The following is a 25,002-nucleotide window of genomic DNA, read 5'->3' as shown; positions in this document are numbered from 1 at the left end:
TAGCTGAATGTCACAACTGGATGAAAAAAGGGGGCTATTATACTGGAAATTCTGGCGCACGATAAGTGCATCACGCACCAGACGCGCGTTTGCTGTACGCTTGTTGCGCGTTCTCACAAAAATTAACAAAATTTGTTGCGCTGACCACCTGCCTCTCAGCGTAAGGTTAAGCCTCAAAATTTTGATGTAATGGGGATAACAATGTTGAAACTAAACGCAAAAACCACCGCGCTGGTGGTGATAGATCTCCAGGAAGGTATTCTGCCTCATGCGGGTGGCCCGCATTCTGCGAATGATGTGGTCACCAAAGCGGCAACGCTTGCAGCGAAATGCCGTCAACAGGGATCACCGGTGGTGCTGGTTGCGCGAAACCAGCCGGTGGACGCCCCTGCGCCCGCTCGCGCGTTGCCGGACAACTGGTGGGTTTACCCACCAGCGCTGGGCAAACAGGACAGCGACATTGAAGTCACCAAACACCAGTGGGGCGCGTTTTACGGCACCGATCTGGAATTGCAGCTGCGCCGTCGCGGCATCGATACCCTTATTCTCTGCGGGATTTCGACCAGCGTTGGCGTGGAATCGACGGCGCGTAACGCCTGGGAACTGGGCTTCGCGCTGGTCATCGCCGAAGACGCCTGCAGCGCCGCATCGGCGGAACAGCATCAGAACAGCGTGACCCACACTTTCCCGCGTATTGCCCGCGTTCGCAGCACAGAGGAGATCCTCGCGGCGTTATGATTTACGTTGGCCTGCNNTGCCGCAATGGTCGCACCCGAAATGGGTGCGGCTCGGCATCACCAGTCTGGAAGAGTACGCCCGCCACTTTAACTGCGTGGAGGGCAACACCACGCTGTACGCGCTGCCGAAAGCGGAGATTGTCGCGCGCTGGCATGAGCAAACCACGGATGATTTTCGCTTCTGCTTTAAATTCCCGGCGACCATTTCCCACCAGGCCTCGCTGCGTCATTTTTTGCCCGCCTGTCGCCGCTGGCGGCCCGTATCGGCCAGTACTGGCTGCAGTTGCCTGCCACCTTTGGCCCGACCGATCTCCCTGCCCTGTGGCATTTCCTCGACACGCTGCCGAAAATCTTCACCTACGGCGTGGAAGTTCGTCACCCGCTCTTTTTCACCAAAGGTGACGCGGAAACAGCGCTGAATCGCGGGCTTCATCAGCGCGGCGTGAATCGGGTGATTCTCGACAGTCGCCCGGTGCACAGCGCTGTGCCGCACAGCGAAACCATCATCGAGGCGCAGCGCAAAAAACCGAAGGTACCGGTGCATGCCGTCGTCACCGCGCAACACCCGATGGTGCGTTTCATCGGCAGCGATGACATGGCACAAAATCGCGAACTCTTCGCCGTATGGCTGAAAACGCTGCCGCAGTGGGTCAACAGCACCACGCCTTATCTTTTTCTGCATACGCCGGACATCGCCCAGGCGCCGGAACTGGTCGATACGCTGTGGGCCGATCTCCGTTCCGCCCTGCCCGATGTTGGCGCCGCCCCCGCGATCCCGCAGCAATCTTCGTTATTCTGATATATGATATGGACAGCCATCTGTGGGTATTAAAAGGAAGTTTGTATGGTAAGCGCGCTGTATGCCGTGCTGGGTGCGTTGCTGTTAATTAAGTTTTCGTTTGATGTGGTTCGCCTGCGTTTTCAGTACCGGGTTTCGTATGGTGACGGCGGCTTTAGCGAGCTGCAGAGCGCCATTCGCATTCACGGTAATGCGGTGGAATACATCCCTGTCGGCCTTATTCTGCTGCTGTTTATGGAGATGAACGGTGCTGAAACCTGGATGGTGCACATCTGCGGGCTGTTACTGATCGCCGGACGCCTGATGCATTATTATGGCTATCACCACCGGCTGATCCGCTGGCGTCGTTCCGGCATGAGCGCCACCTGGTGCGCGTTGCTGCTGGCGGTGCTGGCTAACCTCTGGTATATGCCGTGGGAGTTGGTTTTCTCCTTACGTTAGCGCACAATACGCCGTTTTTGATTTTTCGGATTACACGTTATGTCCAACCGCGATACGCTTTTTTCTGCGCCGATTGCCAGTCTGGGCGACTGGACCTTCGACGAACGGGTCGCTGAAGTCTTCCCTGATATGATCCAGCGCTCCGTGCCGGGTTATTCCAATATTATTTCGATGATCGGCATGCTGGCCGAGCGCTTCGTGCAGCCGGACACCCAGGTTTACGATCTGGGCTGCTCGCTGGGTGCCGCCACGCTGTCGGTGCGCCGCAACATCGCGCATTCCGGCTGTAAAATTATCGCGGTCGATAACTCCCCGGCGATGGTGGAACGCTGTCGCCGTCATATCGACGCCTACAAAGCGCCGACGCCGGTGGCGGTGATTGAAGGCGATATCCGCGATATCACCATCGAAAACGCGTCTATGGTGGTGCTGAACTTTACGCTGCAGTTCCTGGAGCCTGCTGAACGTCAGACGTTGCTGGAAAAAATCTATCGCGGGCTGAATCCTGGCGGCGCGCTGGTGCTGTCGGAAAAATTCAGTTTTGAAGACAGTACCGTCGGCGAGCTGCTGTTCAACATGCATCATGACTTCAAGCGCGCCAACGGCTACAGCGAGCTGGAGATCAGTCAGAAGCGCAGCATGCTGGAAAACGTGATGCTCACCGATTCGGTGGAAACCCACAAATCGCGTCTGCATAACGCCGGGTTCGAACACAGCGAACTGTGGTTCCAGTGCTTTAACTTTGGCTCGCTGGTGGCGCTGAAAGCCGGGGACGCGGCATGATCGAGTTCGGCAACTTTTATCAGCGCATCGCGAAAAGCCCCCTTTCCCACTGGCTGGAAACCCTGCCCGCGCAAATTGGCGAGTGGCAGCGTGCGTCGTTGCACGGTCAGTTCAAACAGTGGACCAACGCGGTGGAATTTCTGCCGGACATGAAACCCTATAAGCTCGATCTGCTGCACAGCGTGACGGCGGAGAGCGAAACGCCGCTCAGCGAAGGTCAGCAGTTACGCATCGAAAAACTGTTGCAGAACCTGATGCCGTGGCGCAAAGGGCCGTTTTCGCTCTATGGCGTGAATATCGATACCGAATGGCGTTCGGACTGGAAATGGCAGCGCGTATTGCCGCACCTTTCCGATCTCAGTGGCCGCACGATCCTCGACGTCGGCTGCGGCAGCGGTTATCACCTGTGGCGGATGATTGGTGCGGGTGCGCATCTGGCTGTAGGTATCGACCCGACGCAGCTGTTCCTGTGTCAGTTTGAAGCAGTACGTAAACTGCTCGGCAACGATCAGCGCGCGCACCTGCTGCCGCTGGGCATCGAGCAACTGCCAGCGCTGAACGCCTTTGATACCGTCTTTTCGATGGGCGTGCTCTATCANACTTTATCCCTTCTGCCCCGGCGCTGAAAAAGTGGCTGGAGAAATGCGGATTTGTTGATGTTCGCATCGTGGATATGTGCGTCACCACCACCGAAGAGCAGCGCAAAACCGCGTGGATGACCACCGAATCCTTAGCCGATTTCCTTGATCCGAACGACAGTTCAAAAACCGTCGAAGGTTATCCCGCCCCGCTTCGCGCGGTGTTGATTGCGAAAAAACCATAAGCGCAGAACCCAACCGTCGGCGGCGACGTCAGTTTGTTCACGGCAAGCGCGCAGACCCCGGAGCGTACATGAAGTACGTGAGGACGCCGAGCACTTCCCGGGGACAAAATGACGAGTGAGCCAGGTTGGATGACGGAGAAAAAAAGGCCCCTGTTTAATTGGCAGGGGCCTGGTACAAGCAAGCATCATATTGGGCGACATGATGCGCGGTAAAAATCGTTTATTCCGTGTCGTAGCGGGCGACAATCGCTTTCATATCCGCCACGGTATCGCCATTGACGGCAAAGCGAGAGTATTCATCGGCATTGGGGTCAGTGGACATCGAAAGGCCTGGGTTACGGTAGCGCATCACCGACGGAACCCAGTGTCCGGCGGAGCTGTGTACCTCTTTCACGCCTGCGTCCAGAAATAACTCAAGGTTACTCGCCCGCACGCCAGCACCCGCCATAATGATTGGAGCATCATCATGGGCAATTAGTTCCCGAATTAATTCGAGACCTTTTTCGGCTGATGATTGCTGGCCGGATGTCAGAATGCGCGCAACGCCTAATTCTTTCAGATTTTCAAAGGATTGCTTCGGATTCGAGCACATATCAAACGCCCGATGAAAAGTGACTGCCATTTTTCCCGCAGCCGCCATAATGTCACGCATGCGCGGCATATCGACATTACCGTGGGCATCCAGCACGCCCGTTACAAGGCCCGGATAACCCAGTTCGCGCACCGTGCGGATATCTGCCAGCATCGCCGCGAACTCGCCGTCGGTGTAGCAGAAATCACCCCCGCGCGGACGGATAATCGGATGCACCGGGATCGTCACCTTCTGACGAACCGTTTTCAGCACGCCATACGAAGGGGTTAACCCGCCCTCCTGCGGAGCCGCGCAAAGTTCAATGCGATCCGCCCCCTTTTGCTGCGCCGTTACCGCACATTCCATGCTGTAGCAACAAATCTCCAGCAACGCCATGGTCATCTCCTTTTTACTCGTGCAGAGCACATAAAGCGCATCATCTTGCCACGCTTGCGCCAGGCGGACGTCGCGTTACTTCACATTGTGGTTACATCTGTTGCTCACTGGCGACAATCTGCTCTATGGACCACGGATGAAACTTAATGGTCACGTTGCCATCGGTCACCGCCAGCGTCGGGTTGGGCAGGCGTTCGTGCTCCCCTTTCGGCGAGCTGGTTTTTACCACGATCCCCGGCTGGCTGAGCCCTTCATCGGCGAGCAGCGCCAGCGCGCGGGCGTTCAGCGTCTCCGGCTCGCCCGGCAGGACGATTTCGATATGCTCCCAGCCTTCATGCGGGTAGCGTTTTTCGCCCGGCCACGGCAGTTCCACCACCTCAAACCGCCAGTGCGCGACGCAAACCGGTGCAGCCAGTTTGAACAGGCAAATGGGGCGACCGTTGATGATATTTTCAGACAGCAGCGTGCCGCACTGCTCCAGCCCCTTCCGCCAGCGTTCCGCCGTGGCGTTCTGGTGACAGCGCAGGGAAATGTGATCGGCATCAAGCGGTGCGATATCCAGCCCAAGCCGGGTGGAAAGTTCTGTTAACGCCTGAGTGAAACGGGGTAAATCTGCGGAAATATCATGCAGTTCCTCAATGCTCTGCCATTCGGTCATTTTCGTCTCTGTCATTGTTCGGGAAAGCGCTAATTTACCAGGTTACTGCGGGTGAACCAACCGCTGAATGTCGTGACCGGCAAGTGAATGGTTATTCGTTAATCGTGCAGTGAATTTCCGGCCGCGCTGAGCCCTGCTCAGTGCTGACGGCACAGGTCAAATGCAGTATACTCCCGCCTTAATTTATCCATATCCCGGCGCGGCTCGTCTCAGGGTTTAGCGCGACAAACGTAAGGTATTCNNGGGGCCCCCCTGCCGATTGCGAACCGCAGGTTCGTCAGTCAGCAAAAGTACAGTTTGGCGACTATCAGGCCAATGGCGTGATGGCAGTTGCGAAAAAACTGGGCATGGCGCCGCGACAACTGGCAGAGCAGGTCCTCACCCATCTCGCCCTGGACGGCATCGCCAGCAAAGTGGAAATCGCTGGCCCGGGCTTTATCAATATTTTTCTCGATCCGGCGTTTCTGGCAACGCACGTCAACGAAGCGCTGAAATCTGACCGTCTTGGCGTAACAACGCCTGAGCCGCAGACTATTGTCATCGACTACTCTGCGCCGAACGTGGCGAAAGAGATGCACGTGGGTCATCTGCGCTCAACCATCATCGGTGATGCGTCCGTGCGTACCCAGGAATTCCTCGGTCACAAGGTGATCCGCGCAAACCACGTTGGCGACTGGGGCACCCAGTTCGGCATGCTGATTGCGTTCCTCGAAAAACAGCAGCAGGAAAACGCGGGCGAAATGGCGCTGTCGGATCTCGAAGAGTTTTACCGCGCTGCCAAAAAACACTACGACGAAGACGAAGCCTTCGCTGAACGCGCGCGCGGCTATGTGGTGAAGCTGCAGGGCGGCGACGAATACTGCCGTGAGATGTGGCGCAAGCTGGTCGACATCACCATGTCGCAAAACCAGATCACCTATCAGCGCCTGAACGTCACCCTGACGCGCGACGACGTGATGGGCGAGAGTCTGTATAACCCGATGCTGCCGGGTATCGTGGCGGATCTGAAAGCCAAAGGTCTGGCAGTAGAAAGCGAAGGCGCAACGGTTGTGTTCCTTGATGAATACAAAAACAAGGAAGGCGAACCAATGGGCGTCATCATCCAGAAAAAGGATGGCGGCTACCTCTACACCACCACCGACATCGCCTGCGCAAAATACCGTTATGAAACGCTGCATGCCGATCGCGTGCTCTATTACATCGACTCCCGCCAGCACCAGCACCTGATGCAGGCGTGGACTATCGTGCGCAAAGCCGGTTACGTGCCGGATTCCGTACCGCTGGAACATCACATGTTCGGCATGATGCTGGGCAAAGACGGCAAGCCGTTCAAAACCCGCGCGGGCGGTACTGTGAAGCTCGCCGATCTGCTGGACGAAGCGCTGGAGCGCGCCCGTCGTCTGGTGGCGGAGAAGAACCCGGATATGCCTGCTGACGAGCTGGAAAAACTGGCTAATGCGGTGGGTATCGGCGCGGTGAAATACGCCGACCTGTCGAAAAACCGTACCACCGATTACATCTTCGACTGGGACAACATGCTGGCGTTTGAAGGCAACACTGCGCCGTACATGCAATATGCCTACACCCGCGTGCTGTCGGTGTTCCGCAAAGCGGATATCGAAGAGCATGCGCTGCTGAACGCCGCGGTGTTCATTAATGAAGATCGTGAAGCCCAACTGGCGGCGCGTCTGCTGCAGTTCGAAGAGACACTGAACGTGGTGGCGCGTGAAGGTACGCCGCACGTGATGTGCTCATACCTGTACGATCTGGCCGGTCTGTTCTCCGGTTTCTACGAGCACTGCCCGATCCTCAGCGCTGAAAGCGAGGAGATCCGCAACAGCCGCCTGAAGCTGGCGCTGCTGACGGCGAAAACCCTCAAGCTCGGCCTGGATACGCTCGGTATCGAAACAGTTGAACGCATGTAAGTGACAAAAAACCCGGCAGCCGCCGGGTTTCTTATTCTCAGAAATACTTCCGCAAATACTCCGTCAGACACAAAATCGCCATCGCCTGGCCGTAAGGCATCGAGGTCAGTGGGATCTGGCGATAAAAATCCAGATCGCTGCCCATCCCGGTACCGAACGACGTCTGCATCAACTCTCCTTCCGGGGAGATGTTGCGCACAATGCCTCGCACCGCGTTCTCTGCCACTTCTGCATATTCCGCCGACACGTAGCGTTTTCGTACCGCCTTGAGAATGCCGTAGGCAAACCCCGCTGTCGCCGAGGCTTCGAGGTACGAATCCGGATCGTCGAGCAACGTATGCCACAGCCCGCTGTTGTGCTGACAGGCCGCCAGCGCCGCAATTTGCGCGTTCAGCACCTGCACCAGATAACGGCGCACCGCGCTGTGTTCCGGCAAATCCACCAGCTCGAGGAAATCCGGAATAACGATGGTCAGCCAGCTGTTGCCCCTCGCCCAGCGTGCGCGGGCAAAGTTATGTTTACCGTCGTAATTCCAGCCGTGAAACCAGAGCCCGCTTTCCCTGTCCATCAGGTTCTGCACGTGCAGCAGGAACTGATACACCGCCTCTTCAACATAATCCGGGCGGTTCAGCAGCTTGCCAATTTTCGCCAGCGGCAGAACGGTCATCATCAGCGTGTCGTCCCACATTTGCTGATGATTTTCTTCGGCGAGCGTGATGTGCTGCATGCCGCCGAAATCGGTGCGCGGCATCTCGTACATCGCCCATTCCGCCCAGCTTTCCAGCCACGGCAGGAACGCCGGATTGCGCGTCTCTTCATAGCGATACGCAAGGGTCAAAAATGGCGCCATGGTATTGACGTTTTTAGTGGTTGCGCCTTCGGCAAAACGGTCGGCAAACCAGCTGTCGATGATGCCGCGCATCTGCACATCGCCGGTCTGCTGGTAATACTGGTAGATCCCATACAGCCCGACACCGTGCGTCCACTCCCAGCCCGCCCAGCCTTTGGTATCTATCACACGCCCGTCATCCAGTCGCAGTAAAAACGCGCCGGTTTCATCTTTAATGTTGACCAGATTGTGCGTCACCTTCTCGATCAGCGCTTTCAGCTCATCGCGGGCAATGAAATGCGTCGGCTGACGCAGCAATGGGCTCTGTTTGACAGGCCAGACCTTCATAGTAATTACCTCAGTTATACGACGAATTCAGTGGCTCCACCTGGCCGAGCGGCGGCGCGGCCGGTTTTTTCCGGTTCAGATAGCCAATATTGTTATTGCCCCACAGACAGTCAAACGGCATGCCCGCCAGCATTTCAACCGTGGCGCGCGCCTGCGGCGTGACGTTTTCCGGTATCGCCCGCCCGGACAGGCGCATCTTCGCCGTCTCGTCGCGCAGTACGCTGTGGGTCTGCAGATTCAGTCTGAAACGCAGGGAAACCAGAAAACCGCAGAGCAACACCGCGAGGGTGCCGACGCTCAGGATCAGCAGAATGGTGTGGCTTACCTCCGCGGGCTGTGTTTTCTGTCCGCTGACGAAACCGGACACCTGCATGATGATCCCCACCNCCTGCGATGCTTTACGGGTCAGAGTCATAATGCCGGCGAAAATCCCTTCGCGGCGCTGGCCGGTGATCACCTCATCGACGTCCGCAATGTAGGTATAGGTATTCCACGGCACATAGTTGATACCGCCACGCCCCAGCCCGGCAACCGCCGACACCAGCAACAGCAGCGAGTAGATATCGCTCATTCCGGCATAATAAAGCGCCGCATAAGAAAGCGATGCCAGACCAAACAGCACCACCACCATGCGGTAGGACGGCGCAGGCCCGAAACGAATACAGAGCGGGATCATGCCGATCACCGCGAGGAACTGGAAGATAGCCATGGTGCCGAGCAGGTTCGAGGCGACGGACGCCTCCTGCATCAGGACAAACACCACGTAGTAGGTGAACACCGCGTTAAACACGTCCTGGGCGATATACCCGCCGAGATACATGCCGAGGTGCTGGCGAAAAATACGGATGCGCAGCGTTGAAGACAACTCAATGATCAACCGGTTCAGACTCTGCGCCAGCGTCAGGGTTTTCTTCTCTTCATCAGCCCGTATCGCAGCCTCGGTCCATTCTTCGCGCGGGCGTTCCCAGGTGAAGAACCAGACAAACATCAGCATCAGCGCACAGAGTACGGAAAACACCAGGCTGGCATAGAAGAAGGAGATGGCATTGTCTTTGCCGAGCAGCGTCAGCAGTACGCCGGGCAGGAAAGAGGCCAGAATCGCCGACATCTGCGCCATGGAGATCCGCGCGCCGGAGAATTTCGTTTTCTGTTTAAAGTCATCGGTCATTTCTGGCACTAAGGTTTCATAAGGCACCAGAATCATGGTGTAAACGACATCAAACAGCAGATACGTCAGTAAGTAGTACCAGAACCCCATTTCGCCGACCCACATCAGCGAATAGCTGAAAACGCAGGGAATGCCGAGCAGAATAAAGAATTTACGCCGTCCGAAGCGTTTGCCGAGCCAGGTCGAGCCAAAGTTATCTGTCAGGAAGCCCATCAGCGGGCTGACCACTGCATCCAGAACCCGGGCGGTTGCAAAAATAAACGTCGCCTCAATGGGCGAAAGACCGCAAAAGGTGGTGTAGAAATAGAGCAGCCATGCGGCGGTAAGCGCGGTGGTGCCTGCGCCAAGGAAGTCGCCCGATCCGTAGGCGAGATAATTCGCTAAACCGATTTTTCGTGTTTTCATTGCCGTAAACCCTGTTTCTTAGTGGCGATCCTCCGGCAATCCGGCGGTCCTTAGGGGCACTTACACGGCTACAGTAAAAGCATGGGCAACGGGAAACCTTTCTGATTTTGCCACGACGCGCTCTGGAGTGGCAGAAATGCAAAGAGTGGGATTACATGCGTCACTGATTTATAAAACAGCGTTTCTGTTACATCAAAAGAAAGGACCAGAAATGAGATCGCGTCGGCAGATGAGTCTGCCGAACGGTGAGAAAAGCGGCGATTAGCGGTAGTTGACGATGACTTTATTGCTGCGCACATTTAGCGCCGGNAGGAGGCTGATTGTCCACGCCAGGTGAGCGTAATCCCAATGCTGCTGGCCTGCCACGATCCCTCTCCCGCCTGTACACACAGCGGGAGTAACAGCAATGCGAAGAGTTTACGCATTATTTCCCTCCAATGGTGGCGGTCATACGGATGTTACGATTGTCAGACAATTCGAGGTTGGACAGCACCACCAGTTGCGGCAGGTTGCGGCGCAGGAAACGCGCCAGCAACGGACGCAGCGCGTGGTTCACCAGCAACACGGGCGGCGCGCCCAGCATTTCCTGACGCGTTAACGCGTCGGACGTTTGTGCCAGCAGGCGATCCGCCAGCCCCGGCTCCAGACCGCCGCCGCCCTGCAATGCCTGCAGCAGCAGACGTTCCAGCGCGGTATCCAGGCCGATAACCTGCACTTCGTCATTGCCCGGGAACCATTGCTGGGTGATGGCGCGGCCCAGCGCCACGCGCACCACAGACGTCAGCTCATGCGGATCAGTCTGGATTGGCGCATGTTCAGCCAGCGTTTCCAGAATCGAGCGCATATCGCGAATCGGTACTTTCTCATCAAGCAGGTTCTGCAGCACTTTATGCAGCGTGGTCAGGGTGATGACACCCGGCACCAGATCTTCGGTCAACTTCGGCATCTCCTGCGCCACGCGATCCAGCAGTTGCTGTGCCTCCTGGCGGCCAAACAGTTCGGCGGAGTGCTGACTGATCAGATGGTTAAGGTGCGTTGCCACCACGGTACTGGATTCCACCACCGTATAACCCTGAATTTGTGCCTGTTCTTTCAGCGCGCTTTCAATCCAGATAGCTGCCAGCCCGAACGCCGGATCGACCGTCGGTTCGCCCGGTAGTGTGCCCGCGGCGGTGCCCGGGTTAATTGCCAGCCAGCGACCCGGATAGGCGTCACCACTGCCAATTTCCACCCCTTTCATCAGAATACGGTAGCGCGCCGGGGGAAGATCCATGTTGTCACGAATGTGCACCACGGGCGGCAGAAACCCCATCTCCTGAGCAAATTTCTTACNNCCAGCCGATAGCCCACTTCCATACCGAGCGTATCTTCCAGTTGCACGTCTTTCCACGATGCCTCGACCGCCTGACCGTTTTCCGGCATCGCCACCGGCTGCGGCTGTGTTGGCGCGACCTGTTCGCGGCCACGAAGCCACCAGGCAAGACCGAGCAGTGCGGCGGTGAATAACAGGAAAACAAAGTTTGGCATCCCCGGCACCAGACCGAGCAGCCCGAGAACACTGGCGCTGAGCAACATCACGCGTGGGTTGTTGAACAGCTGCCCCACCATCTGCTCGCCGACATCCTGTTCGGTGCTGACGCGGGTCACGATAACCCCCGCCGCTGTCGAGATGACCAGCGCCGGGATCTGCGCAACGAGGCCATCACCGATGGTCAACAGCGTGTAGGATTCTGCCGCTTTCGCCAGCGGCAGTCCGTGCTGCAGAACGCCCACCAGCAGGCCGCCGAGGACGTTGATCACCATGATCAGGATCCCGGCAATCGCATCTCCGCGCACGAATTTACTCGCACCGTCCATGGAGCCGTAGAAGTCTGCTTCCTGGGTAACGTCTGAACGACGTTTTTTCGCCTCATCTTCGCCAATCAGACCGGCATTCAGGTCGGCGTCGATCGCCATCTGTTTGCCTGGCATCCCGTCGAGAACAAAGCGCGCGCCCACTTCCGCGATACGCCCGGCACCTTTGGTGATAACCATAAAGTTGATGATGACGAGAATGACAAACACCACGATACCGATGGCGAAATTACCACCGACCAGGAAGTGGCCGAAGGCTTCCACCACCCTGCCCGCTGCCGCTGCCCCGGTGTGACCGTCCATCAGAATGATACGGGTCGACGCCACGTTCAGCGACAGGCGCAGTAAGGTGGTGAACAGCAGAATGGTCGGGAACGCGGCAAATTCCAGGGTCCGCTGAGTGAACATCGCCACCAGCAGCACCATGATCGACAGCGCAATGTTGAAGGTAAACAGCAGATCAAGGACGAATGCTGGCAGCGGCAGCACCATCATTGACAGGATCAGCAGAATTAACACCGGTCCGGCAAGAACCTGCCATTGCGTCGATTTCAGATTTGCGGGCAGACGCAGCATTGCGACCAGATTAGCCATCAGTTTCCTTCTCATTCAAAAAATCCAGTGCGGCAGGCACCGGCAGGTTTTCAGGTTTTTTCGGGGCGGTTCCGCCAGCCAGACGCCAGCGTTTCAGTTGCCATACCCAGGCCAGCACTTCTGCCACGGCGGCGTACAGCTGACCCGGAATTTGTTGCCCTATCTCAGCATGACGAAACAGCGCACGCGCCAGCGGCGGCGCTTCCAGCACCGGAATACGGTTTTCGCTGCCAATCTCACGAATGCGCAACGCAATAAGCCCGGCTCCTTTCGCCAGCACTTTCGGCGCACTCATTTTGTTTTCGTCGTACTGTAACGCGACCGCGTAATGCGTCGGGTTGGTGACGATGACATCGGCTTTCGGCACATCCGCCATCATGCGACGACGCGCCACCGCACGCTGCATCTGACGAATACGACTCTTCACATGCGGGTCGCCTTCGTTTTGCTTAAATTCATCGCGGATATCCTGGCGCGACATGCGTAGCTTTTTCGTGTGGCTGTAGATCTGCCAGAAAACGTCGAAGCCCACCATCGGGACAATCCCCAACGCCACCAGCAGCGTGCACAGCCCGACCAGATTCAGCGCATGTCCCATCGCGTTCATAGGCGATTCGCTAACCAGTCGCATCATGTCCGGCCAGTTCGTCCACAGGTACAACCCCGTAACGCTGCCGACTAACAGCGACTTGAGGATGGCCTTCAGCAATTCCGCGAAGGTTTGCGCGGAAAACATCCGCTTGATGCCCGGCAGCGGGTTTAACTTATCGAGCTTCAGCGACAGGGATTTGGGACTGAACACAATGCCGCCCAGCAGCATCGGCGCGATAATCGCCACCACTACCACCCCAACAATCAGCGGCAGCATCGCCAGCATGGCTTGCTTAATCAGCGAGATAATTTGCCCGAGGATCAGGTTAGGGTCGTTAACGATGCTGTGATCGAAGTGCAAACCCGATGACAACAGCGCCGCCAGCCGACGCGCCAGCGACTCGCCACCGATCCAGATGACGCAAACTCCCACCAGCAAAATCAACATTGAGGTCAGTTCGCGGGATCGGGGTATCTGCCCCTCTTCACGGGCTTTTTCCAGCCGTTGGGGTGTGGGGGCCTCTGTTTTGTCGTCGCTACTGTCTTCTGCCACGCCAGCGTTCCGCGCTACTATCCATGGTGCTCATGATGCCAGAGCCGGGATGTGCCAATGGCCGGAAAAGAGGTCAGAAACGGGTTTTATGCGCGGTATTGCCAGGGGAAAATGGAATAACACAGAACCGACGTTGCGATCGATACGCCGCCGCAGAGCATAAACAGAATGATATTCGGCAAAGACTGATCATTTCATTTTATATATTTAAATAAATTAATAAACCACAGATATATATTTAGCGAAAATTAAAAACAATCATCACGCATTGTCCATTTTTATCCTCACCCGTACTTTTATTTAGACCTCATTTGTGTATACTCGCCAAAAGTTAACAACACTCTATTAATTAATAGCTCTTGAATACAGGAGCGTGATTTATTCCGGAGCAATCGAATGACTTTTAAAAAATACATCCCTGCGGTATTCACCGTTGCGCTATCAATACCCGTCTATGCCGATGAAATGAATGCGGGTACCGTTCATTTCACAGGAGAGATTATCGAACCAAGCTGTGTTATTGATGGAAATGATGGAACCGATAATAACGTTCCTCTCGGTACCTACCCAACGACCCTGTTTGCTAACCCGGGTGATGAGTCCTCCCTTGTTCCTTTTACCATTGAGCTAAAAGATTGCCCGCTTCAGACGGACGGGCTAACCAGTATCCAGCTCACCTTTGAAGGCACAACGGTGGCCTCCAGTAATGCAGATTTACTGGCTGTCAGCGCCCTCACCACGGCAGGAAATACGGCAGCGACCAATATTGGCGTTGCCGTCAGCACGTTCAACAGAACCGATACGTTATTGAAAATGGATGGCTCAGAGGGGCAGGTTGCGCTTGATCTCCCCACCGTCGACGGTAACGCCATTCGTCAGCAATTTGTTGCTCGCTACCGCGCTTTCGCGACACCGGTAACGGCGGGGCCGGCGGATGCCGATATGACCGTGAATATTCTCTATCGCTGACACGCATTAATTATTGCTACATACGTTATTTAATAAACATTAAAACATGATCTGTCTCATCGCAGATCATGTTTTGACGTTTTAATGCAAGGAGCAATTTATGCGCCGCATTTCATTGATGATGTTATTCGCGCTGGTAACATTTCATTCTATTAACACCAGTCTGGCTGCCGGAATACAGATCGGCAAAACACGGGTCATTTATGATGCGCAAAAAAAAGAAGTTGCCCTGCCACTGGTAAATAAAGGCACAGAGTTACCCTGGTTAATTCAGTCCTGGATTGATAGCGGCGACGGAAAGACGCGCGGCCCCTTCATCGTCACCCCACCACTGTTTCGCCTCGATGCCCTGACGGAGCAGAGTCTGCGCATCGTCTGGTCCGGCGGCGCGTTGCCGCAGGATCGGGAATCGCTCTTTTACATCAACGTTAGAACTATTCCTGCCAGTGATAAAAGCGACGACGATAAAAACGTGCTGCGGCTGATTTATAAAACACGCCTCAAGCTGTTTTACCGCCCGGAAGGGCTACCCGGCACGCCAAATGAAGCCTGCGAACATCTGACATTTTCCGCCAGCGGGGGCACTCTACGCATCAGCAACGCCTCGGCTTATCATGTGGTCTTTGATTCGCTTTACATCAACGGTCGCATCGTGGCGGATGCCGACACGGTCGCCCCAAAAAGCACAGCCTTACTGCCCTTAAACGCCGCCATTAATCAACGTAACGTCGACTGGCGATGCATTACCGATTACGGCAACGCATCAGAGAAATTTCGCGGCCAGCTGGATAACGGATAACTCGCACTAATGATTATTTGTCCGGCTTTATCCAGGCGTATTTCGGTTACCCTCTGCGGCGCTATCACATTGATCGCAGAAAGCGCTTCTGCCCGCGATTTCTATTTTTCCCCGAGCGCGCTGGAAGGCGGGACCACCGCAACCGATTTATCCATTTTTTCCAACCCAAACGCGCAGTTGCCTGGCAGCTACCCCACAACTGTGCTGCTGAACAATCAGCGCAAAGAGACGCGCACGCTGAGTTTCCTTAATGGGCCGGACGGCGCACTGGTCGNTGACGACACCAGCCAGTACATTAACCTGCGCACCGGCGTTAATCTCGGCGGCTGGAGAATTCGTCACTATTCGGCCTGGAGCCAGACTTCAGACACGCGACGCTGGCAGACCATTGGCAGTTGGTTGCAGCACGATCTGCGATTTCTTAAAGCGCAGTTTGTTGCCGGGCAAAGCAGCACGCGTGGCGATGTGTTCGACAGCGTACAGTTTGAAGGTGTTAATATCGCCTCTGATGAAGAGATGCTGCCGGTCAGCGAACGGGGTTTCGCGCCCGTTATTCGTGGGGTTGCCAATTCGAATGCGGTCGTCACCGTAAAGCAAAACGGCTACACCCTTTATCAGGCGAACGTCGCGCCGGGGGCGTTCGAAATCAGTGATATCTATGCTTCAACCAACAGCGGCGATCTGCAGGTCAGCGTGAAGGAGGCGGATGGCACTGAGCACAACTTTACCCAGCCCTTTTCCAGCGTCGCCCTGATGCAACGTCCGCGACACTGGCGCTTTGAAACCACCGTCGGGCGTTACCGTTCGCAGGAAGGGAACGACGATCGTGAACCAACCTTTATTCAGGCCAGCGCCATTTATGGACTGAATAATATCATCACTATTTATGGCGGCCTGACAGCAGCAGACCACTATACGGCGCTGGCTTCCGGGACAGGCATTAACCTCGGTCGCTTTGGGGGGCTTTCGCTTGATGTCACCGCCGCGCGAACCGAATTACCCCAGCAAAAGACCAGCGATGGTCAGTCCTGGCGACTGCTCTACTCCTCAAGCATTGACGCTACAAATACGCACCTCACGCTGGCCAGCTACCGTTATTCCACTCGCGGCTTTTATTCCTTTGCTGACGCCAACCACGTCAACGACGATCGGGATGACTGGCGCGATGATTACAACAAGCGCAACCGTATCCAGTTCAGCATCAGCCAGCCGTTCAGTAATGGGAGTATTTATCTGAACGGTTATCAGCAGAATTACTGGGGAACTTCGCGCAAAGCGCGCAGCCTGTCGGGGGGAATGAGTTATCAGTACGCGGGCATCAGTTATCACGTGACGCTGACCCGTGCGGAAACCGACAGCGGCGACGATGACCGAATGATCGCCTTTGGCGTCAGCATTCCCCTGAATCGCTGGCTCGCCAACAGCTGGACGAGTTACTCCCTCAGCAACAGTAAAAATGGTGGCACCCAACAGAACCTGGGGTTGAGTGGCACGCTGCTGGAAGATCGCAGCCTCAACTACAGTCTGCAGCAGAGCCACAGCGATCAACAACCGGGCAACAGCAGCAGTATTTACAGCACCTGGCGCTCGCCATTCGGCAACCTCAGCGGCGGATATTACTCCGCATCCGGGGGCGATCGGCAGATAAGCTACGGTGCCAGCGGCGGAATTGTCGTGCATCCGCGTGGCGTTACACTGTCACAACCGTTGGGTGATCAGTTTGCGATAGTGGATACCGCAGGCGCGTCTGATTTGCATTTTCAGAATCAATACGGCATCCGCACCGACTGGGCAGGCAACGCCATTATTCCGTCGCTGACCGCCTGGCAGGAAAATCGGATTGCCATCGACACCACCACGCTGCCCGATGATGTGGACAGCAATAACACCGCGATCACTGTCGTCCCGTCGCGCAACGCCGCTGTGCGGGCGCATTTTACCGCGCATATCGGCTACCGCGTATTGTTGACGTTGACTTTGCCGGACGGCAAGCCCGTGCCCTTTGGTGCTATCGCCAGCACCCCGGACGCCCAAAACAGCGGCATTGTCGATGAAGGTGGCGTGCTGTATATGGCGGGGATCGCTGAAAACACCACGGTCACCGTGAAATGGGGCGCAAATTCACAGTGCAACGCCGTGGTTCAACTCCCCGCCAGTTCCCCTGCCCGTATCAAAATGATCACGGCGGTTTGCCGCCAGGAAGCACAATCATGAGCCTCACGTTACGCTTTCTTATTACCCTCCTTTTTATGCTGAGCATGGCCCCAGCCCGGGCGGCCACGATTCTGCGTAACTGTTTTGCCGCGCCTGGCACGTATCAGACCACCATCAACCGTGAATTCAGTGCGGATGAAAATAGCGCCGGTAAGATTATCCAGCCTGACGGTCATCTGGTTGGCGCGGGTCAGGCGATTACGGCCCAGTGCGATTGCCCGGGAAATATGACCGCATCAAGTACGGTGATGGGATTTGCCTTTGCCGGAAGTCCGCTTTCTGCGGGCAGCCGCGCCGGGTATGGTTATCTGACGGAAAACATCGATATTGATATCGATGCTTATACCGATGCGATCCACTCCCCTGACGGTAGCGGGTTGTATTCCATTGCGATTGATAATTACCCCACGACCGTCCCGGTCAGCTCCATGGAGTCGTTAACGTCTAAGGAAAGTAACGAAACGGTCTGCCGATCGGGGACGCAGCCGGTGGCAGGCGTTCCGTCGAGACAGTTTAAATGGAATATTCTTTCCGCCCGCCTGTATATCAAATCGCCGATTCTCGGGCAGGAAACCATTCCGCCCACGCTGATTGAACAAAGCTCCGCCTGTCTCTATTTCGGTAGCGGCATGTGCGGTTCCGGCGATGCCCAACCGGTGGCTAACATCTGGCTCTCCGGCAGCCTGAGCGCGCCTTTGAGCTGCACCATCAACGCGGGTAGTACCATCGACGTGGATTTCGGCGCCATCGCCAGAACCAATTTCACCACGGCGGGCGTACCGCCAGTGGGGTTCACGCTGAAAGCGGTCAATATCAACTTTCATTGCGATAACGCCGCCGTCAGTCAGTATCAGAAAATCAAACTGACGCTGACCGCCGATCAGGGCGTCAGCGATCCCGGCGACGGGCTGATCGCCAGAATGATGGGGCGTGATGATATCGGCGTCCGGCTTTATGATACGAACAGCAACAGCGTGGGCCTTGACGGCAATATGGCATTTCCGGTGGTACTGGATTCGCAGGGAAACGGGTCGATAAAAATGCAGGCCGCGCCGGTCGCAACCACCGCAACACCGCCGGAAGCAGGACCGTTCGAAGGCAACGTCACCGTCAAAATGGAGTTACGCTAAAAAAGCAGATGGCCCGCAAGGGCCATCTTTTTACATCAGAAACCGAGGCTGTCAAGCAGGTCGTCGACCTGATCCTGGCTTGCCACCACGCCAGCTTTACTGGTGTCCATTTGCGGACCATTCAGCAGGCTTTCGCTTTCGCGTTTGGCACGCGCAGGCTGATCGGGCATATTTTCCAGCAGCACCATCAGCAGCTGACGTTCAATCTCCTGAATCACGTCCATCATGCGCTTAATCACCTGCCCGGTCAGATCCTGGAAATCCTGCGCCATCATGATTTCCAGCAACTGGGCATTGGTGAAACTGGTGTGTTGTGGCACATCCGCCAGATACTTACGCGTGTCGGTGACCAGTTCGCGCGCGTCGGCCAGCTCAATCGGGTTTTCGAACCATTGGTCCCAACGGCCGGTCAGCGCTTTGGCGTCCTTTTCCATCTGGTTCTGGTGAGGTTGCGACAGCTCGACGCAGTTAAGCGCGCGTTCCGCCGCCTGGGCGGTCATCTGGACGACATAGTCCAGACGGTCGCGGGCATCAGGAATAGCCTCTGCCGCTTCGGCAATGGCCTGATCCAGCCCCAGCTCACGCAGGCTGTCGCGCAGCATACGGGTCAGACTCCCGATGCGCGCGATGATATCCGCAGCGGAGTGTTCTTCGCCTGGTTTAATCGCGGGTTTCGTCATCGTCATTGTCTCGTCCTCACATGCCGAGTTTCTCGAAGATTTTGTTGAGCTTCTCTTCCAGGGTCGCTGCAGTGAACGGCTTCACAACATAGCCGCTGGCACCGGCCTGGGCAGCCGCAATAATGTTCTCTTTCTTCGCTTCTGCGGTCACCATCAGTACCGGCATGTTCGCCATTCCGCCGTCGGCGCGAATGGTCTTCAGCAGGTCGAGGCCGTCCATGTTCGGCATGTTCCAGTCAGAGATGACAAAATCAAATCCACCCGCCTGCAGCTTGTTCAACGCGTCAACGCCGTCTTCGGCTTCTTCAACGTTATTGAATCCCAGCTCCTTCAGCAGGTTGCGCACGATCCGGCGCATGGTGGAAAAGTCGTCCACAACCAGAAACCTAAGCTCTTTATCCGCCATAAAACTCCACTCCTCTTAAATACGTATTGCCTGTCCGGCACTGATTTTCGCCAGCATTTGCTGGCTTACCTGGCTAAGATCGACCACTTCGCTAACGCCACCCATGTTGATAGCTTCGCGCGGCATGCCGAACACCACACAACTTGCTTCATTTTGCGCAATCGTCCAGGCACCCGCCTGGTGCATTGCTGACATGCCAGCAGCGCCGTCGTTGCCCATCCCGGTGAGGATCACCCCCACCGCGTTGCGCCCCGCGTGTTTCGCCACTGAATGAAACAGCACATCGACCGCCGGACGATGCCGGTTAACCGGCGGTCCGTCGTGAATTTTAATTTGATAGTTTGCCCCGCTACGTGCCAGCTCCATGTGCTTGTCGCCCGGCGCAATGTACGCATGCCCCGGCAGCACGCGCTCGCCGTCTTCCGCCTCTTTCACAGTTATCTGGCACAGCTTGTTGAGCCGTTCGGCAAAAGAACGGGTAAACCCTGGCGGCATATGCTGGGTGATCAGAATCGCCGGGCTGGTCAGCGGCATCGGCTGTAGCACGTGGCGAATCGCCTCGGTGCCACCGGTGGAAGCGCCAATCGCGATCAGCTTTTCCGAACTCAACAACGGCCCGGCTTTCAGCATGGCAGGTGCCGCCATGGATTTATGGGTGATCACCTGCGCCCGCGACGCCGCACGCACCTTTTCAGCAATCATTTCGCTGTAGGCCAGCATCCCTTCGCGGATGCCGAGCTGTGGTTTGGTGACGAAATCAATGGCGCCGAGTTCCAGCGCCCGCAGCGTCACTTCCGACCCTTTGCCGGTCAGTGACGAGACCATCACCACCGGCATCGGGCGCAAACGCATCAGTTTTTCAAGGAAGTCCAGACCGTCCATGCGCGGCATTTCGACATCCAGCGTCAACACATCCGGGTTAAATTTTTTAATTAAATCCCGGGCAACTAACGGGTCTGGCGCCGTCGCGACCATCTCCATGTCACTGTGACTATTGATAATTTCCGTCATGATCTGGCGCATCAGCGCGGAATCATCAACAGACAACACCCTGATTTTACTCATGCTCTATCCTTACTCAGCGCGTAAACCGTCTGCCCACGCAGGCTAAACTCGCGCACGAGGTGGCTGAAATTCTCCGAGTGCCCGGCAAACAGCAGGCCGTCGGGCTTAAGTAACGGGACAAAACGGCGGAGGATCTCCTGCTGCGTCGTTTTGTCAAAGTAAATCATTACGTTGCGACAAAAAATCGCATCGAATGGTCCCNTCCCCCGCCCCCTGCCGTACCCGCACCAGCCCGGAATGCGGGCCGGTGCCGCGCATGAAGTAGTTCTGAAGCTGCTGCTGCGACAGCGTTTTCAGTTCCTCATGGCGGTAAATCCCGCTTTGCGCTTTCTGCAGCACCTCGGTGTCGATGTCGCTGGCAAACACCCGCCAGCGCCCCGGGGCCGTCCCCAGGGTGTCAGCGAGCGTAATCGCTATCGAATACGGCTCTTCACCCGTAGATGCCGCCGCACTCCAGACGCGGTACTCCCCCCCGCGGTGGCGGCGAGCATGCTCCGCCAGCGCCGGAAAGTGGTGTGCCTCACGAAAAAACGACGTCAGGTTAGTGGTCAACGAGTTGATAAACGCCTGCCACTCTGCATTATCCGGATGCGACTCCAGCATGGTCAGATAGTGGCCAAAATCATCCAGCCCGAGCGTGCGCAAGCGCCGCACCAGGCGGTTGTAAACCATATCGCGCTTGTGATCCGCCAGCACGATACCTGCGCGCTGGTAGATCAGTTGGCATATCCGACGAAACTGCGCGTCGGACAGCGCCAGGCGCTGTGTCATCTGCATAAGTAACGACGATTGCCCTGTGGGCAGAGATGATGTCATAGCGCCTTCTTAATCCTGGTCAGGAAACAACAGGTACAGCCTCAGCCGTAACGCTTTGCTGAGTCACATTCCTTTCTTCAATCTCAAACACAGACACCAGTGAGGTCAGATGGTCGGCCTGGCTTGCCAGTTGATCCGTTGCCGCCGCACCCTCTTCCACCAGTGAGGCGTTCTGCTGCGTCACCTGATCCATCTGGCTGACAGCCTGCGCCACCTGCTCAATACCACGACGCTGTTCATCAGACGCCGAGGCGATTTCACCCATAATGTCGTTTACCTGCGTCACGGAACGCACAATTTCCTGCATGGTGCTGGCGGCCATATCCACCCGTTCAGATCCTTCCTGCACGCGCGTCACGGACTCCTCGATCAGCGTTTTGATCTCTTTCGCGGCCTGCGCGCTTCGGCTCGCCAGGTTACGCACTTCCCCGGCAACGACCGCAAATCCACGTCCCTGCTCCCCGGCACGCGCCGCTTCTACCGCTGCGTTGAGCGCCAGAATATTGGTCTGGAAGGCAATGCCGTCGATCACGTTGATAATGTCGCCAATCTTGCGCGAACTCCCGGCGATCTCATGCATCGTCTCCGCCACGTGCGACGTCTGCTGCCCGCCGCGCTTCGCGGTGTCTGCCGCGCTGCTGGCAAGCTTCGACGCCTGACGGGCGTTGTCGGCGTTCTGGGCGACGGTGGCGGTCAACTGCTCCATGCTTGCCGCGGTTTCCGCCAGCGATGCCGCCTGTTGCTCGGTACGGGCAGAGAGGTCGTTGTTGCCCGCTGCGATTTCCGAAATACCGGTATGCATCGCGTAGCTGCCTTCACGTACCTGGCTGACCGTGTCGCGCAACGCCGTCTGCATCGCTTTCAGTCCGGCAAAAATCGCCGAAATCTCGTTTTTGCCGTATACCGCAATCGGCCGCGCCAGATTACCTTTCGCAATGCTTTCAAAGTGGCTGCTGATGATGGTCAACGGAATAACAATCATCTTACGCGCCCACCACAGCGAGGCGGTGGTCACTAAGGCCGCCAGCACCAGCACGACAATAAAGGCCATCGCGGAACGGTGATAGTTGGTCTCCCCTTCTTGCCCGGCCTTCTCCACAAACAGATTGATGTGGTTCTGCCAGGCATTAAAGTTGGCATCAAACGCGGCCTGCGATTTATCCACCGGCGCGGTCATAAAATCAGAGAGTTGGTTGTTCTCAAGCCAGGTGACCTGATGCTGAAGATCGCCTTGCCACTGACGGTAAGTGCTTTGCGACACCTCCATCAGTTTCTGGCCTTCCTCGTTCATCGCCGGAACGGCAACGAACGCCTTCAGCAATCCATCTGACTCCTGCAGGGCAGCATGGGCGCTGGCAATCAGCGCTTTGATGTCGTCCTGCGGGTAGCTCAGCGCGGTCAGGGTTCCGGCTTTATTCAGCGCGGAACTGGCCTGCAGTAGTACAGAGCGCATTTGCGCCAGCTGAGTACGCTGGGTATTGCTGTGCGCTACCTGTTGTAAACCGTGAAATCCGTCACGAAACGCCCAGAAAGACAGTCCGTTGCTCCCCACCTGCAACAGGCCGCAAATTATCAAAATCAAAAACAGCGTGGTCGAGATACGAATTCGATTGAACATCCCCACTCCCGATTAACGGCAATGTGCCGCAAAGAAATTAAAAGGTTTCCCAGTTTTCGTCGCTGCCCGCCGTAGCGGGGCGTTGACGTAAAATCACCGGTGCTGCATCCGGCTGCACCGTTCTGCCGACGGTTTTCTGACTTTTNACGGAAGGTGGAGACAGCCTGTGTTAAGCGGCTGGCCTGCTCCTCCAGTGCCGCTGCGGCAGCAGCGGATTCCTGCACCAGCGAGGCGTTCTGCTGAGTGACTCTGTCCATTTCCGACACCGCCAGCGCCACCTGATCGATACCGCGGCTTTGCTCATCGGATGCCGAGGAGATTTCGCCCATGATGTCAGTGACGCGGGTGACAGCGTTGACGACTTCACGCATGGTTTCGCCTGCGCTTTCTACCAGCACGGAGCCGGTATCGACGCGCGACACGGAGTCGTCGATCAACGCTTTAATTTCTTTTGCGGCCTGCGCGCTGCGGCTGGCCAGGTTGCGGACTTCACCCGCAACCACTGCAAAGCCACGACCCTGCTCGCCCGCACGGGCCGCTTCGACGGCGGCGTTCAGCGCGAGAATGTTGGTCTGGAAGGCAATACCGTCGATTACGCTGGTAATGTCGGAGATTTTCTGCGAACTGGCCGCGATGTCGTGCATGGTCTTGACCACGCCGTCCACCACTTTGCCGCCGCGCTCGGCGGTATCCGAGGCGCTCTTCGCCAGATGTGACGCCTGACGGGCGTTATCGGCGTTCTGTTTCACTGTGGCGGTCAGCTGTTCCATACTGGCGGCGGTCTCTTCCAGCGCGGAAGCCTGCTGTTCGGTACGGGACGAGAGATCGCTGTTACCCATCGCGATTTCGCTGGTGCCGGTATAAATGGCGTCGGTTCCCTCACGAACACGGGTCACGGTATCGATCAGCGAATGCTGCATATGGTTGACGGTGTCCGCCAGTTGGGCAATTTCGTTACGCCCGGCAATCGCCAGCGACGACGTCAGATTCCCCTCGGCTATCTGACGCAAATGGTGCATCACTTTCGCCAGTGGCAGCAGCAGGATATGGCGGATACCAATCCATACGGCGACTAACACCACCACCAGCACTACGGCGAGGATCATCAGTTGCCACTGCGCGAAGCGGTAATCCTGTCCGCTGGTGGTAAACGCCTGTTGATAGAGCGCTTCGCTCTGCGCCGCGTACTGGCTCATCGCCTCGCCCAGCGCGTTTTGCATGCCCTGGGTGGGTTGCGCGAAATAAGCATCCATCTGGCCGTTGTCGAGGAAGCTGATAAGCTCCGTCAGACCGGCGAAATATTTCTGATAGCTTTCATCAACACGCTGCGTGACGTCAGCCATCGCCGATTCCGGAGCAGCCTGTTTGAACAGGTCGTAATGCTTCGCCGCCTCGGCCAGGCTCAGTTTGGCGTTCTTCAGCAGATCGGTTTTAGCACTGCTCTGCTGATTGGCTGCGTCCATCATCATTCGGGCAGATGAACGGCTCAGGTTGATACGGGTTTGCAGCATCAGCTCCCAGGTTTTGCTGAGCTCAGTTTGCTGGGTACGCAGTTCGTTAGAAAGCACGAAACTCTGCTGGTTTTGCTGCAAGGAGGAAAATAAAAAGCCACCGGACAGAAGCTGAAGCAGTGCGAAGACGACCAGCACCAACATCAGCAACGTGACAACGCGGATACGGTTCAACATACAACACCTTCTTAATTATTCATTTACAGGGTTATCGGCATTCAGAGGGAGAACTTTAAAGGGGAGAGGAGGAAAAATTGCGCTTTGGTCGTGCCCCGGAGACAGGAAGATTGCAAAGCATAACGCCCCCGTTTCCGGAGGC

17 protein-coding genes and 6 pseudogenes are annotated in these 25,002 nt (G+C 56.5%); 10 read left to right on the top strand and 13 right to left on the bottom strand.

Annotated elements, in window-relative coordinates; translation table 11 throughout:
- Nucleotides 1-201: 201 nt before the first annotated feature.
- From GM30_RS17445 to cmoB, 5 genes and pseudogenes are all read left to right on the top strand, one after another.
- Nucleotides 202-738 carry a hydrolase gene (locus tag GM30_RS17445; protein WP_049849655.1) on the top strand — a complete coding sequence of 179 codons (537 nt, stop codon included), beginning with the start codon at nucleotides 202-204 and terminating at the stop codon, nucleotides 736-738.
- Between the two features lie 16 nt (nucleotides 739-754).
- Nucleotides 755-1,536: pseudogene (locus GM30_RS17440) on the top strand (DUF72 domain-containing protein).
- A gap of 45 nt (nucleotides 1,537-1,581) precedes the next feature.
- On the top strand, nucleotides 1,582-1,977 hold the full coding sequence (locus GM30_RS17435) for an MAPEG family protein (RefSeq protein ID WP_049849654.1): 396 nt from the start codon (nucleotides 1,582-1,584) through the stop codon (nucleotides 1,975-1,977).
- Nucleotides 1,978-2,016: 39 nt separating this feature from the next.
- A complete protein-coding gene (cmoA, locus tag GM30_RS17430; RefSeq protein WP_049849653.1) occupies nucleotides 2,017-2,760 on the top strand; it encodes a carboxy-S-adenosyl-L-methionine synthase CmoA in 744 nt (247 codons plus the stop codon).
- A pseudogene (gene cmoB, locus GM30_RS17425) lies at nucleotides 2,757-3,583 on the top strand (tRNA 5-methoxyuridine(34)/uridine 5-oxyacetic acid(34) synthase CmoB). The gene cmoA and the pseudogene cmoB overlap by 4 nt, the downstream one beginning before the upstream one ends.
- A 220-nt stretch (nucleotides 3,584-3,803) precedes the next feature.
- Here cmoB and cutC read toward each other — a convergent pair.
- Both cutC and GM30_RS17415 read right to left on the bottom strand, forming a co-directional pair.
- Nucleotides 3,804-4,550, bottom strand: a complete 747-nt coding sequence (gene cutC, locus GM30_RS17420; RefSeq protein ID WP_049849652.1) for a copper homeostasis protein CutC — start codon at nucleotides 4,548-4,550, stop codon at nucleotides 3,804-3,806.
- 91 nt (nucleotides 4,551-4,641) lie between these two features.
- A complete protein-coding gene (locus GM30_RS17415; RefSeq protein WP_049849651.1) occupies nucleotides 4,642-5,208 on the bottom strand; it encodes a VOC family protein in 567 nt (188 codons plus the stop codon).
- A gap of 191 nt (nucleotides 5,209-5,399) precedes the next feature.
- Here GM30_RS17415 and argS point away from each other — a divergent pair, with 191 nt between their 5' ends.
- Nucleotides 5,400-7,133, top strand: a complete 1,734-nt coding sequence (gene argS / locus GM30_RS17410; RefSeq protein WP_049849650.1) for an arginine--tRNA ligase — start codon at nucleotides 5,400-5,402, stop codon at nucleotides 7,131-7,133.
- A 37-nt stretch (nucleotides 7,134-7,170) separates the two neighbouring features.
- Here the strand turns inward: argS and bglB are convergent, their stop codons facing one another.
- The 5 genes and pseudogenes from bglB to flhB form a co-directional block, all read right to left on the bottom strand.
- Entirely contained in the window at nucleotides 7,171-8,310 is a 1,140-nt protein-coding gene (gene bglB / locus GM30_RS17405; protein ID WP_049849649.1) for a beta-galactosidase BglB, read from the bottom strand.
- A 10-nt stretch (nucleotides 8,311-8,320) separates the two neighbouring features.
- Nucleotides 8,321-9,883, bottom strand: a complete 1,563-nt coding sequence (locus GM30_RS17400) for an MFS transporter (RefSeq protein ID WP_049849648.1) — start codon at nucleotides 9,881-9,883, stop codon at nucleotides 8,321-8,323.
- 311 nt (nucleotides 9,884-10,194) lie between these two features.
- Nucleotides 10,195-10,308: pseudogene (locus tag GM30_RS27405) on the bottom strand (flagellar protein FlhE); the annotation flags it as partial.
- A pseudogene (flhA, locus tag GM30_RS17395) lies at nucleotides 10,308-12,331 on the bottom strand (flagellar biosynthesis protein FlhA). The pseudogenes GM30_RS27405 and flhA, both read right to left, overlap by 1 nt.
- Nucleotides 12,324-13,475: a flagellar biosynthesis protein FlhB gene (gene flhB / locus GM30_RS17390; protein ID WP_049849647.1), complete on the bottom strand. Its 1,152-nt coding sequence runs from the start codon at nucleotides 13,473-13,475 to the stop codon at nucleotides 12,324-12,326. Before flhB ends, flhA begins: the two are co-directional and overlap by 8 nt.
- Nucleotides 13,476-13,871: 396 nt before the next feature.
- Between flhB and GM30_RS17385 the strand changes: the two genes are divergently transcribed.
- The 4 genes from GM30_RS17385 (at nucleotide 13,872) to GM30_RS17370 (ending at nucleotide 18,587) form a co-directional block, all read left to right on the top strand.
- Complete coding sequence (locus GM30_RS17385; protein ID WP_049849646.1) at nucleotides 13,872-14,444, top strand: fimbrial protein; 573 nt, start codon at nucleotides 13,872-13,874, stop codon at nucleotides 14,442-14,444.
- 100 nt (nucleotides 14,445-14,544) lie between these two features.
- Nucleotides 14,545-15,243, top strand: coding sequence for a fimbrial biogenesis chaperone (locus tag GM30_RS17380; protein WP_049849645.1), 699 nt, complete (start codon nucleotides 14,545-14,547; stop codon nucleotides 15,241-15,243).
- A gap of 9 nt (nucleotides 15,244-15,252) precedes the next feature.
- On the top strand, nucleotides 15,253-17,457 hold the full coding sequence (locus tag GM30_RS17375; protein ID WP_049849644.1) for a fimbria/pilus outer membrane usher protein: 2,205 nt from the start codon (nucleotides 15,253-15,255) through the stop codon (nucleotides 17,455-17,457).
- A complete protein-coding gene (locus GM30_RS17370) occupies nucleotides 17,454-18,587 on the top strand; it encodes a fimbrial protein (RefSeq protein WP_049849643.1) in 1,134 nt (377 codons plus the stop codon). The genes GM30_RS17375 and GM30_RS17370 overlap by 4 nt, the downstream gene beginning before the upstream one ends.
- Nucleotides 18,588-18,622: 35 nt before the next feature.
- On the opposite strand, the gene cheZ is transcribed toward GM30_RS17370, so the two are convergent.
- The 6 genes and pseudogenes from cheZ to tar form a co-directional block, all read right to left on the bottom strand.
- Nucleotides 18,623-19,267 (bottom strand): protein phosphatase CheZ, encoded by a 645-nt coding sequence (gene cheZ / locus GM30_RS17365; RefSeq protein ID WP_049849689.1) that lies wholly within the window; start codon nucleotides 19,265-19,267, stop codon nucleotides 18,623-18,625.
- 16 nt (nucleotides 19,268-19,283) lie between these two features.
- Entirely contained in the window at nucleotides 19,284-19,673 is a 390-nt protein-coding gene (cheY, locus tag GM30_RS17360) for a chemotaxis response regulator CheY (protein WP_049849642.1), read from the bottom strand.
- A 15-nt stretch (nucleotides 19,674-19,688) separates the two neighbouring features.
- Complete coding sequence (locus GM30_RS17355; RefSeq protein WP_049849641.1) at nucleotides 19,689-20,738, bottom strand: protein-glutamate methylesterase/protein-glutamine glutaminase; 1,050 nt, start codon at nucleotides 20,736-20,738, stop codon at nucleotides 19,689-19,691.
- A pseudogene (gene cheR / locus GM30_RS17350) lies at nucleotides 20,735-21,554 on the bottom strand (protein-glutamate O-methyltransferase CheR). Before cheR ends, GM30_RS17355 begins: the two are co-directional and overlap by 4 nt.
- A gap of 19 nt (nucleotides 21,555-21,573) precedes the next feature.
- Entirely contained in the window at nucleotides 21,574-23,172 is a 1,599-nt protein-coding gene (gene tap, locus GM30_RS17345; protein ID WP_049849640.1) for a methyl-accepting chemotaxis protein IV, read from the bottom strand.
- A 37-nt stretch (nucleotides 23,173-23,209) separates the two neighbouring features.
- Nucleotides 23,210-24,860: pseudogene (gene tar, locus GM30_RS17340) on the bottom strand (methyl-accepting chemotaxis protein II).
- Between the last annotated feature and the right edge of the window lie 142 nt (nucleotides 24,861-25,002).

This window comes from Trabulsiella odontotermitis (genome assembly GCF_001188485.1).
Classification (GTDB): Bacteria; Pseudomonadota; Gammaproteobacteria; order Enterobacterales; family Enterobacteriaceae; genus Trabulsiella; species Trabulsiella odontotermitis_A.
This window is presented reverse-complemented; position numbering and strand designations above follow the sequence as displayed.